General features: G+C 73.7%; 13 protein-coding genes. 5 read left to right on the forward strand and 8 right to left on the reverse strand.

Annotated features, from left to right (window positions below):
• Nucleotides 1-149 precede the first annotated feature (149 nt).
• Nucleotides 150-749, forward strand: a complete 600-nt coding sequence (locus AB0I79_RS46595) for a helix-turn-helix domain-containing protein (RefSeq protein ID WP_357887850.1) — start codon at nucleotides 150-152, stop codon at nucleotides 747-749.
• 18 nt (nucleotides 750-767) lie between these two features.
• Here the strand turns inward: AB0I79_RS46595 and AB0I79_RS46600 are convergent, their stop codons facing one another.
• Nucleotides 768-2189 carry an RNB domain-containing ribonuclease gene (locus tag AB0I79_RS46600; RefSeq protein WP_357887853.1) on the reverse strand — a complete coding sequence of 474 codons (1422 nt, stop codon included), beginning with the start codon at nucleotides 2187-2189 and terminating at the stop codon, nucleotides 768-770.
• A 33-nt stretch (nucleotides 2190-2222) separates the two neighbouring features.
• Nucleotides 2223-2546 carry an STAS domain-containing protein gene (locus AB0I79_RS46605; protein ID WP_357887856.1) on the reverse strand — a complete coding sequence of 108 codons (324 nt, stop codon included), beginning with the start codon at nucleotides 2544-2546 and terminating at the stop codon, nucleotides 2223-2225.
• 381 nt (nucleotides 2547-2927) lie between these two features.
• On the opposite strand from AB0I79_RS46605, the gene AB0I79_RS46610 reads away from it, so the two are divergent.
• Together AB0I79_RS46610 and AB0I79_RS46615 are read left to right on the forward strand one after the other, a co-directional pair.
• Complete coding sequence (locus tag AB0I79_RS46610; RefSeq protein ID WP_357887858.1) at nucleotides 2928-3887, forward strand: hypothetical protein; 960 nt, start codon at nucleotides 2928-2930, stop codon at nucleotides 3885-3887.
• The gene (locus tag AB0I79_RS46615) at nucleotides 3887-6832 is read left to right on the forward strand and encodes a hypothetical protein (RefSeq protein ID WP_357887861.1); all 2946 of its coding nucleotides are present in this window, start codon (nucleotides 3887-3889) and stop codon (nucleotides 6830-6832) included. The genes AB0I79_RS46610 and AB0I79_RS46615 overlap by 1 nt, the downstream gene beginning before the upstream one ends.
• A 3-nt stretch (nucleotides 6833-6835) precedes the next feature.
• Here the strand turns inward: AB0I79_RS46615 and AB0I79_RS46620 are convergent, their stop codons facing one another.
• Nucleotides 6836-7732, reverse strand: coding sequence for a siderophore-interacting protein (locus tag AB0I79_RS46620; protein ID WP_357887864.1), 897 nt, complete (start codon nucleotides 7730-7732; stop codon nucleotides 6836-6838).
• Between the two features lie 294 nt (nucleotides 7733-8026).
• Here AB0I79_RS46620 and AB0I79_RS46625 point away from each other — a divergent pair, with 294 nt between their 5' ends.
• Nucleotides 8027-10090 (forward strand): alpha-galactosidase, encoded by a 2064-nt coding sequence (locus tag AB0I79_RS46625; protein ID WP_357887867.1) that lies wholly within the window; start codon nucleotides 8027-8029, stop codon nucleotides 10088-10090.
• 6 nt (nucleotides 10091-10096) lie between these two features.
• Here AB0I79_RS46625 and AB0I79_RS46630 read toward each other — a convergent pair whose 3' ends face one another.
• The 5 genes from AB0I79_RS46630 to AB0I79_RS46650 form a co-directional block, all read right to left on the reverse strand.
• Nucleotides 10097-10717, reverse strand: coding sequence for a hypothetical protein (locus AB0I79_RS46630; protein WP_357887870.1), 621 nt, complete (start codon nucleotides 10715-10717; stop codon nucleotides 10097-10099).
• Nucleotides 10704-12260: a VWA domain-containing protein gene (locus AB0I79_RS46635; RefSeq protein WP_357887873.1), complete on the reverse strand. Its 1557-nt coding sequence runs from the start codon at nucleotides 12258-12260 to the stop codon at nucleotides 10704-10706. The genes AB0I79_RS46630 and AB0I79_RS46635 overlap by 14 nt, the downstream gene beginning before the upstream one ends.
• Nucleotides 12257-13399, reverse strand: a complete 1143-nt coding sequence (locus AB0I79_RS46640; RefSeq protein WP_357887876.1) for a toxic anion resistance protein — start codon at nucleotides 13397-13399, stop codon at nucleotides 12257-12259. The genes AB0I79_RS46635 and AB0I79_RS46640 overlap by 4 nt, the downstream gene beginning before the upstream one ends.
• A 16-nt stretch (nucleotides 13400-13415) precedes the next feature.
• A complete protein-coding gene (locus tag AB0I79_RS46645) occupies nucleotides 13416-14498 on the reverse strand; it encodes a hypothetical protein (protein ID WP_357887879.1) in 1083 nt (360 codons plus the stop codon).
• A gap of 141 nt (nucleotides 14499-14639) precedes the next feature.
• Nucleotides 14640-15113, reverse strand: coding sequence for a hypothetical protein (locus AB0I79_RS46650; RefSeq protein WP_357887882.1), 474 nt, complete (start codon nucleotides 15111-15113; stop codon nucleotides 14640-14642).
• Between the two features lie 241 nt (nucleotides 15114-15354).
• On the opposite strand from AB0I79_RS46650, the gene AB0I79_RS46655 reads away from it, so the two are divergent.
• Nucleotides 15355-16272, forward strand: coding sequence for an ACT domain-containing protein (locus AB0I79_RS46655; protein WP_357887885.1), 918 nt, complete (start codon nucleotides 15355-15357; stop codon nucleotides 16270-16272).
• The last annotated feature ends 82 nt before the right edge of the window (nucleotides 16273-16354 follow it).

Here is a 16354-nt window from a genome sequence, read left to right on the forward strand (position 1 = left end):
GAGGGGCGTTGGGCTGGTGCGGACGGGGCGTCGGGCCGGCCTGGAAGGGCGGCGGCCTGGTACGGAGGGGTGGCGGGCTGGTACGGAGGGGAGAGGCCTCGATAGAATCGGAGAGCTCTCTCCGTTTGTCGTGAAGGCAGGTCGAGGTCATGGGCGACGATCACAGCGCCGCCAGGCCGCTGCGCGCCGATGCCCGCCGTAACCGCGAGCGGGTCCTGCAGATCGCGCAGGAGGCCCTGGCCAGTGACGGGCTGACCATCTCCTTCGACGAGATCGCCAGGCGGGCCGGGTTCGGGGTCGGCACCGTCTACCGGCATTTCCCCACCAAGGAGGCGCTGGTCGAGGCGGTGCTGCTGGGGCGGGTCGAGCGGTTCGTGGCCGACGCCAGGGCGCTGGCCACCGCCGAGGACGCGGGCCGGGCGTTCTTCGGCTGGTTCACGACGGTGGTCGAGCAGGCCGCCGCCAACCAGGCGCTGTGCGACATGCTGGAGAGCGGCTCGGGGATGGCGCTGCGGCCGGGCTCCACGCTGGCCGACGACTTCGCCGCGGCGCTGGCCAGGCTGCTGACCAGGGCGCAGCGGGTCGGGGCGGTGCGCGGCGATCTGGAGGCGCGCGACGTCCACGATCTGCTGCGCGGCTGCCTGGCCGCCGAGCGCCGCGCCCGGGCCAGGGGCGGGGCGGTGCGGATGGCGGAGGTCATCTGCGAGGGCATGCGCGCGAAGTCCTCCGCACCGCCGCCGACGTTCTGACAGCGGGCCGGGACCCGGTCAGGTGGCGAGGGTGAAGCGGACCTCGCGGGTGGCCGGGTCGGCCTGGGTGAGCCGTACCGTGACCTGCTCGCCGAGCGGGAGGGCGCCGTCGCAGCGGGCGATCACCGCCGGGTCCACGAGCTGCACCTGCCCGCCCCCACGCCGCTCGTCCACGTCGATCACCATCGCCCCGAACGCCTGCCCGATCCGATCGCGCAGCAGGAACGCCTCCACCAGGTCCACGCACGCCCGCTCCACCGCCCCCGCGCGCCGCCCGAAGGCCGCCATGAGGTCCGGCAGGAGCGGGAGCGCGGCCCGCACGGAGGCCGGGACCGGCTCGCCCGCCGCGACCGCCAGGCACACCTCGGTCGCGTACCGGTCGACCAGGCGCCGCAGCGGGGCCGTGACGTGCGCGTACGGGGCCGCGACCGCCGAGTGCTCGGCCAGCCGGGGCGGGGCGCCGTCGAAGGCCACGTAGGCGGCGCCGCGCAGCAGCACCTTCGACTCGTGCAGGAACGCCGCCTGCCGCCCCGCCTTCGGGTCCAGGCCGTGCACGACGGCGCCGTACCCGGCGCCCTCCGGCCACGGCACGTCGAGGGCCTGCGCCACCCTGCGCACCTTGGCCAGGTCGCCCGGCCGCGGACGCGGCAGCACGCGCAGCACGCCGATCTCGGCGTCGAGCATCATCGTGGCCGCCGCCATGCCGGTCAGCAGCGAGATCTGCGCGTTCCACGCCTCGGCGGGCAGCGGCAGCCGGAACTCCAGCCGGTAGCCGCCGTCGTCGCGCACCACCTCCTGGTCGGGCGTGGGCAGCGTGACGCCGCCGCGCTCGCGCTCCAGCGCCAGCCTGAGCTCGCCGATCTCGGCCAGCAGCTCCAGCACGCCGTCGGCGGTGCCGGTGTCGTGGACCGCCTGCACGTAGTCGTAGTCGTAGCGCTCGCGGCTGCGTACGAGGGCGCGCTGGACGTCGGCGCCCACGGTGCGGCCGTCGGAGTCGAGGTCGATCCGCCACACCACGGCGGGCCGCAGCGCGCCGGGCAGCAGGCTGGCCGCGTCCTCCGACAGCACCGGCGGGTGCAGCGGCACCTTGCCCGCAGGCAGGTAGACGGTCTCGCCCCGGGTGCGGGCCTCGGCGTCGAGCACGCCGCCCGGGCGGAGGAACGCGCCGACGTCGGCGATGGCGTACCAGACGCGGTAGCCGGCACGCAGCCGCTCCAGGTGCACGGCCTGGTCGAGGTCCATCGAGCCGGGCGGGTCGATGGTCACGAACGGGACGTCCGTCATGTCCCTGGCGTCCAGCCGTGGCACCTTGGCCACCCACGCGGCCTCGTCGAGCACGGCGCGGGGGAAGCCGCCGGGCAGCTTCAGCTCCCGTCTGATCCGTTCGAACCCGTCCTCCAGCTTGAGAGGTATCTGATCGGGAACCCGAATGGTAGGCACGCGTGACAACCTACAGGCGTGCGATCGCCGGGGTCAGATGAGGTGCCGGTCCAGGCCGGTGATGCGGAGCAGGCGGCGCATGCTCGGCGGCACACCCTTGATGTGCAGCCGGGTGCGCTGGTTGACGGCCTGGTTCTGGACGGAGACGAGGATGCCGAGCCCGGCCGCGTCGATGAAGGACAGCCGACTCACCTCGATGACCAGCTCCGTGTCGGTGCCGCGCGAGCGGCCCGCCTCCTGCAGCAGCGCGAGCAGGTGGCTGCGGAACTGCTCGGTGGTGGCGATGTCGAGCTCGCCGGCCACGCTCACGGTGAGCGTCCCGTCGCGGCGGCTGGTGGTCAGGTGTAGTGGATCCATATCCGGCTCCGCGCTCTCTCAGGGCCGGGATCATCCCGTCGGTAGCGCGGACCCGCCCTTTGGCACCAGATGTCATGCATGCGTCACATAGAGCGACTGTGTGCTTCCGGATTGGAGTGTACATGCTTGTACGCACACGTCGAGAGGGCGGCTGCGATTCGGGTGGACAGGAGAATTCCTCAGGAAAACAATTCCGGTTACCAGATAGAAGAAACTTCATCCTTTGGGCACGGGCGGGCAGATCGGTCGTCCGTGCTGCGGCCCGGCCGGAGGTGAACCGCGTCCCAGCTGATCTTAATTTACGGAAATATCGGCATTTGTCGGGGACGATCACTACGCTGCTAGCCCTGTCGGAATACGAGGGGAAAGCGAACCAAGATCGTGTTAATCGCAGTCGCAGTACTGGCCGCCGCCGTGGTGGGCGCGGTGGCCTGGTGGCTCCGCCGTAACGGGGCCTCCAGCGGGGACCCGGTGAGCGGCGAGGGCTCGGTCGCGCCCGGGTCCGGGCCGAAGCGGGGATGGGAGCTGCTGCTGACATCCGAGGCGGAGGCGGCGTTCATGGAGGGCCTGCGGGCCTACCACGAGGCGGGAGGGGCGTTGCGGGTGGGCGCGGAGCAGGGGGTGCTCACCACGTACGAGCCGCCGCGGCTCATCTCCCTGCACCTGCTCGCCGACGCCTTCGCGGCCCGGGGGGACGCGGCCCTGCACGACCCGCAGGGGACGGTCGAGACGCTGCTGGAGCGGCTGGCAGCCGCCGAGCGGCCCGGGGTGCTGCACCTGCGGCCCGGATGGCTGGAGGGCGAGGTGGACGGCATGGACGCCGTCCGCTTCGCCGCGGCCGTGGGCGAGGCCGTCCGCCCGGGCGGCTGGACGGCCGAGGCCCGCGTTGGAGCGTTGCAGGTCGTCGTGCCGGATGACGAGGCCGGGGAGGAGCCCGGCGAGGACGCGCGGAAGGCCCCGGCGGACGGGCGGGTGAGCGGTGACAGCCCGCTCACCCACGTCAACGGCACGCCGATCAAGCAGCTCCCGGCCAAGGACGCCGCCACGGAGGGGACCGGCGAAGAGGGTGGCGCGGCAGCCGGAGCCGGCGCCACCGAAGAGAGCGGCGCGGTTCAGCGGGGAAGGGCGGGCGAGGCGAACACGCTGATGCTGGACCTGGCCCGGGTGCTCGACCTCTACCGGGAGGCCCGCGCCCGGCGGCCGGACGCCGGCGCGCAGACGCTGCTGCGCGAGGTCGTGCCCCGGCTGATCGCCGCCGGCGGCCCCGGCGTGACGTGGACGAGACCGCCGAGGCCGGGTGAACTGCGCACCGTGCTGGGGAGCTCACCGGAGCTGCGCTGATGGCAGGGGACGGAACGCGCGCGGGGGTGCGGCGCGGCTCGCTGGCCGTGCTGGCCGTGCTGGCCGTGGTGCTGGTCTTCGTGGCGGGGCTGTGGACGGTCTCGCGGATCGACCCCACCGCCGCCAGGCCGCAGGCGGAGCCCACGTCCGAGCCCGCCGAGGAGGCCGTGGAGGAGGAGCCGCTCCGGGTCGCCGTCGAGCCGCGCCGCGTGCCCGCCGGCACGCGGGCGGTGCGGGTGACCGCCTTCTGCGCGGCGGCCCCGGCGGAGACCACCGCCCAGTCCGGCGCCTTCGTCAAGAGCCCGGTCTTCGCCCGAAGCCCGTCCGGCGCGGCCATGTCCGCCGACGCCACGCTGGATCCCGCGCTCCCGCCGGGCAGGCATCACGTGTTCGCCAGGTGCGGCACCCGATTCGGCACCGCAGAGCTGGAGATCACGCAGGGCCCGGGACGTCCGGAGCGCTCGGAGCCGGAGCGCTCCGCCACGACGCGGATCGCCCTCTCACCGGCTCGTCCGGGGGATTGGCGCGATCACCCGGACGGCGAGCCCGCCGACACCGCGGTCGATCCGGGCGAGACCCTCTTCCGGATTCAGATCGTCCACGAGGTGCGGGTGCCCGCCGACGATCCCGACGTGGCCGCCGTGCGTGCGGGCGCCGCCGCTCGTGACCCCGGCTCGTTCGTCGCCGAGCGGCTGGGCGCCTTCGAGATGCCGGTGTCGGGGTTCCTGCTTCACCTGGCGTACTCCACACCGGTCGTCAGGACGCAGAGCGGCTCACGCGAGGCGGTCATCACCTACACCGGCGTCCACTACGGTGTCGTCTTCGCCAACGCCAACCGCGCCATCGGCATCGAGTACCAGCCGCCCGCGAACGGGACAGTTCCCCGGCCGACCGCCCACGAGATCGTCGTCACCTCCACCGGCTGGACGGTAGCGGGGGTGAGCGGGCCGCCCCCGCTGGCGCAGGACGCGCACCTGCTGCGCCTCAACGGCGGCGACAGCCCCATAAGGGTCGCTTTCGCCGAGGACGGCCGGAACGCGTCCGTGGCCCACCACGTCGTCCAGGACGGGAGGCTCGCGACGCACCTCGAGGGCAGCGACCCCGTGGAGCAGGAGGTCGAGGACGGGGAGACGGTTTCGGAGGACTGGTACCAGGAGGAGTCCATCACCTTCCTGGGGCGGGTCTGGACGGCGTCGCTCACGGTGGGGCTGGTGGCGGCCGGGTTGATCCTCCTCTACACCCTGGCCCGCGCGCTCGGCGGCGCGTGGTGGCGCCGGCCCCGCAACGGGGTGCTCGCAGCCCTGGTGGGGGGCGCAGGGGGCGTGTCCTGGTTCGCCTCCGAGGGCGTGGGCGTGGAGGCCGCGGTGCTGGCGATCGTGGTGGGCGCTCCGGTGCTGGCACTCCATTCGACGTTCCGCGCCGCTCAGGGGCACAGCGACCTGCCGGTGAAGGCGGCGGCGGTGTTCGCGGCGCTGGCGGGGCTCGTCCTGGCGGCGTGGCCGCTGGCGGCCTCCTTCGGCGCCTGGCCCGCGGCCGGGGTGCTGGCCGTCGCGGCGGGGGGCGCGGGTGTGACGGCCGCCGTCCCCGGGCAGCGCCGCCGCCTGCCACGGACCGGCCTGGCGCTGCTGGGCACCGGGGTGATGCTGGCCGGCATGGCGGTGGTGTCCGGGCTCACCCCGCCGCACCTGCTGTGGCAGGCGCTGCTGCTGCTCGGCTGGTTCGCCCTGGTGTTCGGCTGGGCGACCGAGGCGAGTCACCGGTGGTCGGCGACGAGCGCGGCCCGGTGGGTGGTGGCGGCGTCGGTCGTGTTCGGCGTGCTGGTCTACGCCATGACCGTGCTGGACTCGCGCAGCAGCTGGATGGCCCTGCCATGGGACGACCTGACGGGTGTCGCCGGCACGGTGGCGTTCATCGCCGCGCCGCTGCTGGCGCTGGTGATGCTCGTCGTGCGCGTGCGCCGCCTCGGCCAGGGCCCTGCCGGTCTCACCGAGCCGGTCGCCTTCCACACGGCGATGTTCTTCCTGCTGCTCATGCGCGTCCAGGCCGGTGGTGCCGCCTCGGGCCTCCTGGTGCTGCTGGTGTGGGTGGGCGTGTTCGTCCTGCTGCCGCCGCCGCGGGCCGAGCTGCTCCGGCCGGTCCAGGTGGACGAGCACCGGCTGCTCGTCCGCGATCTGATCAGACGCCGGTCGGCCCGCGCCGCGCTGACGGCGCTGCTGCGGGAGCCGGGTGCGGGCGACGACTTCGAGCAGCGGCGGCAGGCGCTGGAGCAGGCGGGCGACGAGCGCGAGGGGCCGCTCGACTCCGACCTCGCGCTGACCACGCTGGCCGGGCGCACCCCCTGGCAGAACGGGCTGGTCTCGCTGGGGGTGGGGGCGGTGCTGTCGCTGCCGTACTCGGTGGTGCGGATCGCGGAATCGGTGCGCGGCCAGCAGACCGGCGCCACCGAGCTGGCCGCCGCCGTGCTGGCGCTGCTGTCGCTGCCCGTGCTGAGCATGGTGTTCGGCTACTTCTACCCGCGCGTGCGCGGCACGCATCCGATCGCCAAGTCCCTGGCGTTCTTCCTGACGGCTCTGCTCGTCGAGCTGCCGACGTACGTGTACACCCTGGTCATGGCGACCATCCTGCAGAGCGACCTGTCGGAGGCGGGGCTGCCCACCGCCGACGAGGCGCTCATCGGCGTGCTCGTGGCGGTGGGCAACATCGCCGTGGTCAGCATCGGGCTGGGCCTGTGGTGGGAGTGGCGGCTCATGTGGCTGGCGGGCGAGCCGTGGGGGCGGATCAGGGACGTGCGCACGCTGCGCGCCCTGGCCGCCCCGCTGGCCGCGGTGGCCATCGCCATCGCGACCACGGCGGCGACCGCGCTGGTCAACAACGTGATCGCGCCGCTGCCCAGCGGACCGGCCGTGCAGGCGACCCCGACGCCGTCGCCGTCGCGCAGCCCGTGATCGCTAGTTCTCGGCGCGGCCGTCCCGCCAGTAGCCCATGAACGCCACCGAGCGCCGGTCCATGCCGCGCTCGGCCACGAGGTGCCGGCGGAGCGTCTTGATCACGGACGCCTCGCCGGCCAGCCACGCGTACAGCGGCCCGTAGTCGACCTCCTCCTCCGGCGGCACCTCCCACAGCTCCTCGGTGTCCACGTCCACGTCCACGAAGTCGGCGGACGCGGCGATGGGGGTGGAGGGGAGGAGGCGGCCGGCGGCGGCCCGGACGGCGGGGACGAGCTGGGCACCGCGCTCGCCGCCGTTCCTGGCCAGCCAGGTGACCTTGACCGAGGCCGGGGTCTCGATCGGCAGCGCGTCGTCGTCGCAGGGCACTTCCATGAGCACCTCGCCGTTCAGGTGGGCGGGCAGGCGCTCCAGGATGCCGCAGATGGCGGGGACGGCGGTCTCGTCGCCGGCGATGAGCACGCAGCCCGTGCCGGCGGGCGGGTGGAACTCCAGCCCGCCGTGGCGGCCCTCGAAGCGGGAGGTCGGGCCGTAGAGGGCGGCGATGTCGCCGGGCTGCACGCCTTCGGCCCAGCGCGCGACGGGGCCGCCGTCGGGGTGCATGACGACGTCCACGTCCACCTCGCCGGCCTCGGGGCGGACCAGCCTGGCCGTGTAGGTGCGCATCGGGTTGCGCTTGGCCTCGTCCAGCTCGCGCCAGCGCAGGAACCAGTCCGGGCCGGTGGGCAGGTGGGCCATGCCGTGCTCGGGGACCGGGAGGAGGAGCTTGAGCCGCTGGTCGAAGCCGTTGTCCGCGAAGTGGTGCAGGTCGTCGCCGGTGAAGGTCACCCGCAGGAACGACGGGCTCAGCCGTTCGAGCCGGTCCACCCGTACGTGGAACATGTGAAAGGGCTCGGTCATCCCCGAAATCTCCGATCTAGATTAGGTGAGGCTAACCTAAACGATCGCGGCGATTTAAGCCACTCGGGAGCTGTCGCCTGGAGTGACCGGCCTGTCGCGGCGGGTGGATGTGCGCAGGTCGCAGGCGTGCGCACCTATCGAGAACGGCGGTGTGGCGAAAGTCCCAGGGCCGGGCAGAGCGGCGGCAGCGTCGCCCTCGCGTACTCGTACGGCCTCGTCGTGCGCCCGCGAGAGCGGGGAAGGTAGCGTCGTAGCGCTGAACAGGTGTCCCCCTCCCTGCGTTAGGAGCCCGACTTGTCTCCTGTGATCCTCTCCGCGGCGGGCGTCGCGCTGGTGCTCGACGACTCCGGCCCCGGCCTGCCGCGGGTGCGGCACTTCGGCGCCGGGCTCGGGCCCGTCGCCGCGCCCGACCTGCTGCCCGCGCTGGCCGCCCCGGCCCCGCCGCTGCTGCCCGCCCAGGGCGACGGCTGGTACGGCCGCCCCGGCCTGTCCGGCGGCAGGGACGGCGAGCACTGGCCGGTCCGGTGGGAGGTGGACGGGATCGACGTGACGGCCGAGCCGGGCTCCGGCGGGTCGGTGACCGTGACGGCCTCCGACGCCACGGCGGGCCTGCGGCTGGTGAGCGAGCTGGTCATGGACGGCGAGGGCCTGGTGCGGATGCGGCACACGGTCGCGAACGCGGCCGGGTCGCCGTACCGGGTGGCGGGGTTGGTGTGCGTGCTGCCGGTGCCGGCGCGGGCCGGTGAGCTGCTGGACTTCACCGGCCGGTGGGCGCTGGAGAAGGCGCCGCAGCGCAGGGCGTTCGGGCAGGGGGTGTGGGCGAGGGAGAACCGGCGCGGCCGCACCGGGCACGACGCGACGGGGCTGCTGGTGGCGGGCACCGAGGGGTTCGGGTTCCGCGGCGGCGAGGTGTGGGCGGTGCACGCCGGGTGGAGCGGCGACCACGTGCACTACGCCGAGCGGCTGGCCGAGGGCGTGGCGCTGCTGGGCGCGGGCGAGCTGCTCGAACCCGGCGAGGTCGTGCTGGCCGAGGGGGCGCGGTACAGCACGCCGTGGGTGTACTTCGCCTGGTCGGGCGGCGGGCTGGACGACGTGAGCGCGCGGCTGCACGCGCACCTGCGCTCGCGCCCGCTGCCGGTGCGTCCGGTCACGCTGAACAACTGGGAGGCCACCTACTTCGACCACGGCCTCGACCGGCTGCTGGAGCTGGCCGAGCGGGCCGCCGCGGCCGGGATCGAGCGGTTCGTGCTCGACGACGGGTGGTTCCGCCACCGCCGCCACGACCGGGCCGGACTCGGCGACTGGTACGTGGACGAGGGCGTCTGGCCGGACGGCCTGCACCCGCTGGCCGACCGCGTACGCAAGCTGGGCATGCAGTTCGGCCTCTGGTTCGAGCCCGAGATGGTCAACCCCGACTCCGACCTGGCCCGCGAGCACCCCGACTGGATCCTGGGCCACGCCGAGCGCATGCCGCCGCCGCAGCGTCACCAGCAGGTCCTCGACCTGGCCAGGCCCGAGGCGTACGCGTACCTGCTGGAGCGGCTGGACACGCTGGTCGGCGAGTACGCGCTGGACTACATCAAGTGGGACCACAACCGCGACATCGCCGAGCCGGTGCACGACGGCGTGCCGGGCGTGCACGCGCAGACGCTGGCCACGTACCGGCTGCTGGACGAGCTGCGCGCCCGCCACCCCCGGCTGGAGATCGAGTCGTGCTCGTCGGGCGGCGCGCGCGTCGACTACGGCATCCTGGCCCGCACCGACCGGGTGTGGACCTCCGACAGCAACGACGCGCTCGACCGGCAGCAGATCCAGCGCTGGACGGGGCTGCTGGTGCCGCCGGAGCGGATGGGCTGCCACGTCGGCGCGCCGCGCGACCACGTCACCGGCCGCGTGCTGCCGCTGGCCTTCCGCGCCGCGACCGCCCTGTTCGGGCACATGGGCGTGGAGTGGGACCTGACCGCGGCGAGCCAGGAGGAGCTGGACGAGCTGGCCACGTGGATCGCGCTGCACAAGCGGCTGCGGCCGGTGCTGCACGCCGGGCGCGTGGTGCGCGCCGACCACCCGGACCCGTCGGCGCTGCTGCACGGGGTGGTGCTGCCCGAGCGGGCCGTCTACGCGTACGTGCAGATCAGCTCCAGGCTCGCGATCGCGCCCGGCCCGCTGCGGCTGCCCGGCCTCGACCCGGAGGCCGTGTACGAGGTGCGCGTCGCCGGGCCCGTCCCCGAGCGGGCGGCGATGCCGGAGTGGGCGGCGGCGCCGGTGCGGCTGCCTGGCGCCGTGCTGGGCGAGCTGGGGCTGCCGGCCCCGGCGCTGCGGCCCGCGTCCGCGCTGGTCGTGGAGGTCGAACGGGTCTAGCCCGGTCTAGCTCAGGTCGAGTTCCGAGCCGCCGAACCGGTCGCGCAGGAACCGGCCCTGGTCGCGCAGCGCCTGCTCGTCGCCCCGGTGCATCGCCTCGGCGACCTTGCCCATCTGGGCGTCGAGCAGGGCGAGCTGCTCCAGCAGCTCCTCGTGGGCGCTGCGCTCCCGCCCGGCCCGCCGGGTCAGGGCGTAGCGGCGGGGCAGGTTCGCGTACGCCTCCAGGCTGGCGGGCAGGTAGCGGCGGATGGTCTGCGAGACCACGTGGAGCTGGTCGGGGGAGGCGGTGAGCTGCTCGGCCCTGGCCAGCACGCCGCCGATGACCTCGGCCAGCCCGTGCACGGCGGCCCGCACGTCGTCGGGGAAGCGCCGGTCCACGCGCCGCAGCAGCCCGTCCAGGTCCTCGCGCAGCGCCCGCGTCTCGACCTCGGCGTGCGAGATCGTCAGCCGGACCCGGTCGGGCGGGGCGAGCAGCGCGCCCGCCCCGTACAGCGCGACCACGACGACCGGCCAGTACGCGCCCGCCAGCCCCAGGAAGTGGGCCACCAGGCCGAGCAGCGCCAGGCAGGAGCCGGCGATGTTCCTGGTCGAGCCCAGATACCGCAGGACCCGCTCACTGGTAGCCACGGATCTCCTTGAACGCGCTGGTCAGCGACGTCTCGCGGGCGTCGAACACCGCGCCGCCGGTCAGCTCGGCCACCTGGCGCATCTCCTCGGCGTCGCTCTCCCCGAACAGCACCACGAACGTCGGCACGCGGCGCCTGTCCTCCGGCAGGGACCGGTAGTGGCTCTCGAAGCCGGCGTAGTCGGAGCCGTCGGTGTTCTCGCCGTCCGTCATGAGCACGATCGAGCCGTAGTGGCCCGCCTCGACCGGGCGGTCGTAGGCGGCCTTGAGGCTGTCGTAGATCGCGGTGCCGCCGTAGGCGCTCAGCCCCTCGGCGAAGCTCCTGATCTCGGCGAGCACGGTCTCGGGGTTCCGCTCGGGGACGGTGAACGGCACGGGCTGCCGCGGCGAGCCGCTGAACGGGATCATCGTCACGGTCTCGCGGTTGCTGAAGCGGGTGAAGGCGCCGGAGGCGGAGGTGTCCGCGCCGGTCAGCGCCACCAGCGCCTGCCGCAGCGAGTCGATCCTGCCGCCCTTCATCGAGCCGGACGTGTCCAGCACGAACGTGGCCTGCGCCGGGACGCGCACCTGGTTGAGGTAGGTGGTGATCAGCTCGTCGGCGGTGCTGCGCCGGTTGGGGAAGGGCAGCTCGATGAGCTGGGCGGAGCCGAACCGGGAGTCGAGCGGGACGCCGCCCACGATCGGCCGGCGGTGCGTGCCGGTCATGATCTCCTTCTGCACGGCCGGGGTGCGCAGCCAGGCGGTGAGCTTGCCGTACAGGACCTTCTTCTCCTCCGGGGCGGAGGCCAGCAGCGTGAGCGGGTAGTCGGCGCTGACCACGCCGTCGCCCGGGTGGACGAGCGTGAGCGGCTCGCGGGCGCCCAGCAGCACCGACTCGTAGTTGACCATGCCGTCCACGCTCGGGTCGCGGGCGTAGGCGTCGGCCAGCCAGCCTGACGAGCCGGCCGTCAGCCGCTGCGCGGAGAAGAACTCCTTCAGCCGGGGCGTCACCGCGGCGACCTGCTCGGCGCTGAGCGCCCCGTCGGCGTCCGACAGCGCGGCGGCCACGCCGACCAGGGCGGAGAAGCCGGAGTTGGAGGAGGCGGGGTTGGTCATGCCGAAGCTGAACCTGCCGTCCCTGGCCGCCGCGGCGATGTCGGCCCAGGTGACCTGCTTGCCGTCCCAGCCGAGCTCGGCGGCCTTGGCGGGCTTGAGCCCGAGCACCACCGGCGAGACCATGATCTTGGTCTGGGTGGACAGCTTGGCCTGGGCGCCGTCGATCAGGGACAGGTAGCGGTTGGAGGAGAACCAGATGGCGTCCAGCGTGCCGTCGGCGCGGCCGCTCGCGACCTGGTCGGCGCCGTCGAGCGTGCCGGTGTAGGTGAGCTTCACCTGGACTCCGGCCTCGCTCCCGGCCCGTTCGAGCAGCGGCTCCAGGTCCTTGATCTCGCTGCCGGCCAGGACGCGCAGCACGTCGGGCCCGTCGGTGAGCTCCTCGGCGCCGCCCGCGCAGGCGGCCGTCAGGAGCAGGGCGGGCAGGAGGAGCGCGGCCAGGAACCGTCTCATGCGGAGCCCTCCTTGGCGCGGTCCAGGTACGTCCTGGCGTGTTCCAGCTCCGACGTCAGGCTGTCCACCGTGACGGCCATGCTGTCCACGGCCTTGGCGCGGAAGGAGTCGATCAGGTCCATCGTGGCGTAGACGTTGTCGAACGCCTGGCGCAGCGTGTCCAGGTCCACGGTCGTGGCGGCGGCCTGGTTCTGGATGGCGCCGGCCTGCGTGCGCAGCATCTCGCTGGTGGCCAGGATGAGGTCGCTGGTCGTCGCGTTCAGCGCGGTGATCTGGTCGAGCACGAGCTTCTGGTTCGCCAGCGCCTGCGCGACCGTCACCGCCGTGCGCAGGGCGGCGACGGTGGTCGTGGTGGCGCGGTCGACGCCCTTGCTGAGCTCCAGGTTGTTCTTGCGTACCAGGTCCAGGGCCAGGTAGCCCTGGGCGGACACGGCGAGCTGGGTGAGCAGGTCCTGGTGCTTCTGGCGGACGGCGAACAGCGCGTCCGAGCGCAGCGCCGTGGCCTGCGTCTCGTCCGCCACCGCGATGCGCTCCTCCAGGGCCGCGTCCATCGCCTTGGCCATGACCGCGTACTCCTGCAGCCGCGTCATCGCCTCCCACAGGTTCGCCTTCTCGCCCTCGATGGCGGCGTTGTCGCGCAGCAGCTCGTCCTGGCCGGACTTGAGCGCGCGGATGATGTCGTCGAGGTGCTGCTGCGCGGAGTGGAACCTGGCGAAGTAGTCGCGCAGCCGGTCGCCGAACGGGATGAGCCCCAGCAGCTTGCGCGGCCCGCTCGCCGCCTGCTTCGGGTCCAGGTCCACGACGGTACGGCGCAGCGCCACCAGGCCGCTCGCCACCCGGCCCTGGGCGTCGGCGCCCTCGCCCCTGGCGGCGTCGAGGGCCGCGACCGGCCGCTTCAGCATGCGGTTGGCCACCTGCGAGGCGGACCTGATCTCGGTGTCGCCCATCGAGGAGATGTCATGGACCTTGCGGGAGAACTCCGGCGAGCGCGGGTCGATCCCGCCCAGCTCGCCGGCGAACTCGCGCGCCTTGGCGGTCAGCTCGGCCGCGCGCTCGTCGGTCATCGGCAGCATGGTGGCCGCCGTCTCGGCCGGTACCGGGGTGACCGGCGCGGGCGGCGTGAGCACCAGATCGGACACGTGCGGGATCTCCTTGCTAGGGACGTGCGGCGTCGATGGTGGTGATGAGCCGGTCCAGCCGCTCGTACGTGGGCGGCTCGACGACGTCCACCAGGCCGGCGGCGGCCGGCGCCTTCGTCTTGGCGACGAGGCCGGCGAACGCCTGCGGGTCGGTGGTGCGGAAGCCGTACTGCGCGGCCAGCGACTGCAGCGCGGGGTCCTCGGTGAGCAGCTCGCCGACCCGGTTGCCGTCCGCCGACAGGGGGACGAGGGTGTGCTTGCTGAGCACGGTCGGCGACGGGTAGACCAGCCGCATGTCAGGCTTGATCGCGCCGTCGCCGGCGAAGACGTGCGCCAGGTACTGCGCCTCGTAGACCACCAGCATCGGCGTCTTGCCGGCGCCCAGCGCCAGGTAGTCGTCGAAGGACGCCTCGCTGGTGGACTCGGAGAAGCCCTGGTCGAGCACGGCCGGCGCGAGGACGGGCGCGATCTTGGCGACCTGGGCGTCGGAGGTGATGACGTCCTCGCCGTTGGCCACGTAACCGATCACCGACAGGTACATGGCGGCGGAGTTGGAGGTGCGGATGTCGGTGGTCGTCAGCAGCACCCGCTTGCGCGCCTTGTATGTCGAATTATCCGGAATTTCATCCCAGCGGGTGCCTTTAGCCACTAGGTCCAGATATTTCTTGATGTCTAAGGTTTGGTGGCCTTTGTCGGAATTGTTGAGCACGCCGGCCTTCGCCATCAGCTGTGCGATCGGCTCGAACGTGGCCACCGCCATCGGCGAGTAGAACGGCGAGTACGTGACGGTGGCGCCGCGGTCGCGCTTGATCCGCTCGGCGGCCGGGACGCTGGAGGGGAAGGCGAAGGCGTACCGGCTCAGGTCCACGTCGGTGACGATCTGCCGGGAACCGGCGGTGTCCACCTCGACGCGCAGGCCGTGCCCGGCGAAGGCCGCCTTGACGCGGGGGTCGTCGAAGAACGGCTTCTTCTCCGACCCGATGACCCCCCGCACCACCGCCACCTCGGGCTCGTCGCCCCCCTGGTTCCCGGTGACGATCGCGACCACCGCCACCCCGGCCAGAACCGCCGCCAGAATGACGCCGATCCACCGCTTCATCGAACCCCGTTTCTTGAAATGACCCCCATGGCGGAATTATGGGATGGCATCAGCGGGGACCGCGCGGGTGTGAAGGCGAACGTACGGCAGAATTCATTTCCCGTTCACGGCCGGGGCGGAGGCGCCCGGCTTTTTCCCGGGTTACGGGATGACGTCGGCCACGATCGTGGCGCCGCTCTTGCGGCACGACGTCAGCCTGCCGGTCCGCATGCTCTCGGCCGCCGTGTTGCTGACGCACTCCCAGCCCGCGACGGTGGCGACCCCGGCGCTGCCCTGCTTGGGCGTCCGCGGCCGGTAGTAGGCGCGCACCACGCGCAGGGCCTCGGCGCAGTCGACGAGCCCCCGCCGCACGGCGACCGCCGCCGGGGAGCCGTTCGCGGCCTCGGCCTCCCCGCACACCGTCCCCGGACCGGCCAGGGGGCCGCCGCCCGGCGTCCGCTCGGGAGCGGCGGCGCCCGGCGAGCCAGGGGAGGCCGTGGCGGCGGGCTCCGGGGAGGTGGCGGGAGGCTCGGACGCGGGGGTCGCGGGCGGCGTCGCCGGCGGGGCGAGCGGGGCGGGGCCGCAGGCGGTCAGGCAGAACAGGAGCGGGACGGCGGCGGCGACGCTGGTACGCACGGGGGAGGGACTCCACGACTCGACTTCACGACCGAGGCAGTGTCCCACGGCGGGCTTCGAGGCCGTCCCGCCCGCGGCGAGCACCCCCTGGACGGCCTCCTCCGCCAGGGTCCCCTGACGCCCGCGGGACAGCGGCCGGTAAACCAGGCGGCAGATTCGGGCCGGGTGGTGAATCGGGTTTAATGCCGCCGCAACCCTGAGACTCATGATCACGAAACACGGCCCGCGCAGACTGGGGGTCATGAGCGATGCACCGAAGGTGATGGACGCACGTACCGGGCACGGCCGTTCCTGGGGGCGGGAGGTCGGTGAGCTCGCCGCGCTGTTCCTCGCGGTCGGCCTGGCGCACCTGCTCGCGACCCTGCTCGGCCACCAGGAGCCGGGACCCGTCATCCTGGTCGGGCTGGGGGTGGCGCTGATCGTCGGCGCGGCGATCCACAAACGGCTCGGCCACCGTCCCGCGAGCGCGGGCCACCGTTCCAAGGCCGGAGCTGGGGCTGGGAGCGGGGCGGGAGGCGGTCTGCCGGGCCGGTTCCGCCGCCGGGCCCGTGCCGGTCGCGGGACGGCTCCGCTGCCTGTCGAGGGCGGGGCGGGCGGGCCCATGGCGTTGTGGCGGATCCGCATGCGGGTGGTGGAGCGGCCCGGCCGGCTCGCCACCGTGGCGGGGGCGTTCGGGCGGCTGGGGTGCAACATCCTGGCGCTGCACATCGCGCCGACCGGCAGCAGCGCCATCACCCCGGCCGGGTGCGACGCGCTCGACGAGTTCGTCATCGAGGCGCCCCGCGAGCTCGCGCTGGACGTGCTGGCCGGGGCGCTGAGCGAGGCCGGCGGGCAGGACGTGGTGATCGTGCCCGCGCGGGTGAAGGACCTCACCGACCCCGGCGTCCAGGCGCTGGTGCTGGCGCAGCGCGTCAGCGACGACCCGGACCGGCTGCCCGAGGCGATGGCCGAGCTGCTGCGGGTCTCGCACGCCGAATGGCGGCGTCCCGGCGACACCGTGGACGAGGGCGCCGAGCTCAACACCACCATGGTCATCTCGGTGAACCCCGACCGGGCGCTGCTCGTGCGGCGGCCCGAGCTGCCGTTCACCCCGACGGAAGCGGCCCGGGCGGCGGCCCTGACGGCCGCCGCCACCCACGCTCGCTACACCGCCCGCTGACCGCCCGCCCGCCACTGCCCCGCCGCACCCCGGCCGGGGTCCTTCCGGGGGAAGGGGCACACCTGCCGCGGGGCGCCTGCGG

This window comes from Nonomuraea sp. NPDC050202 (assembly GCF_040656115.1).
GTDB lineage: Bacteria > Actinomycetota > Actinomycetes > Streptosporangiales > Streptosporangiaceae > Nonomuraea.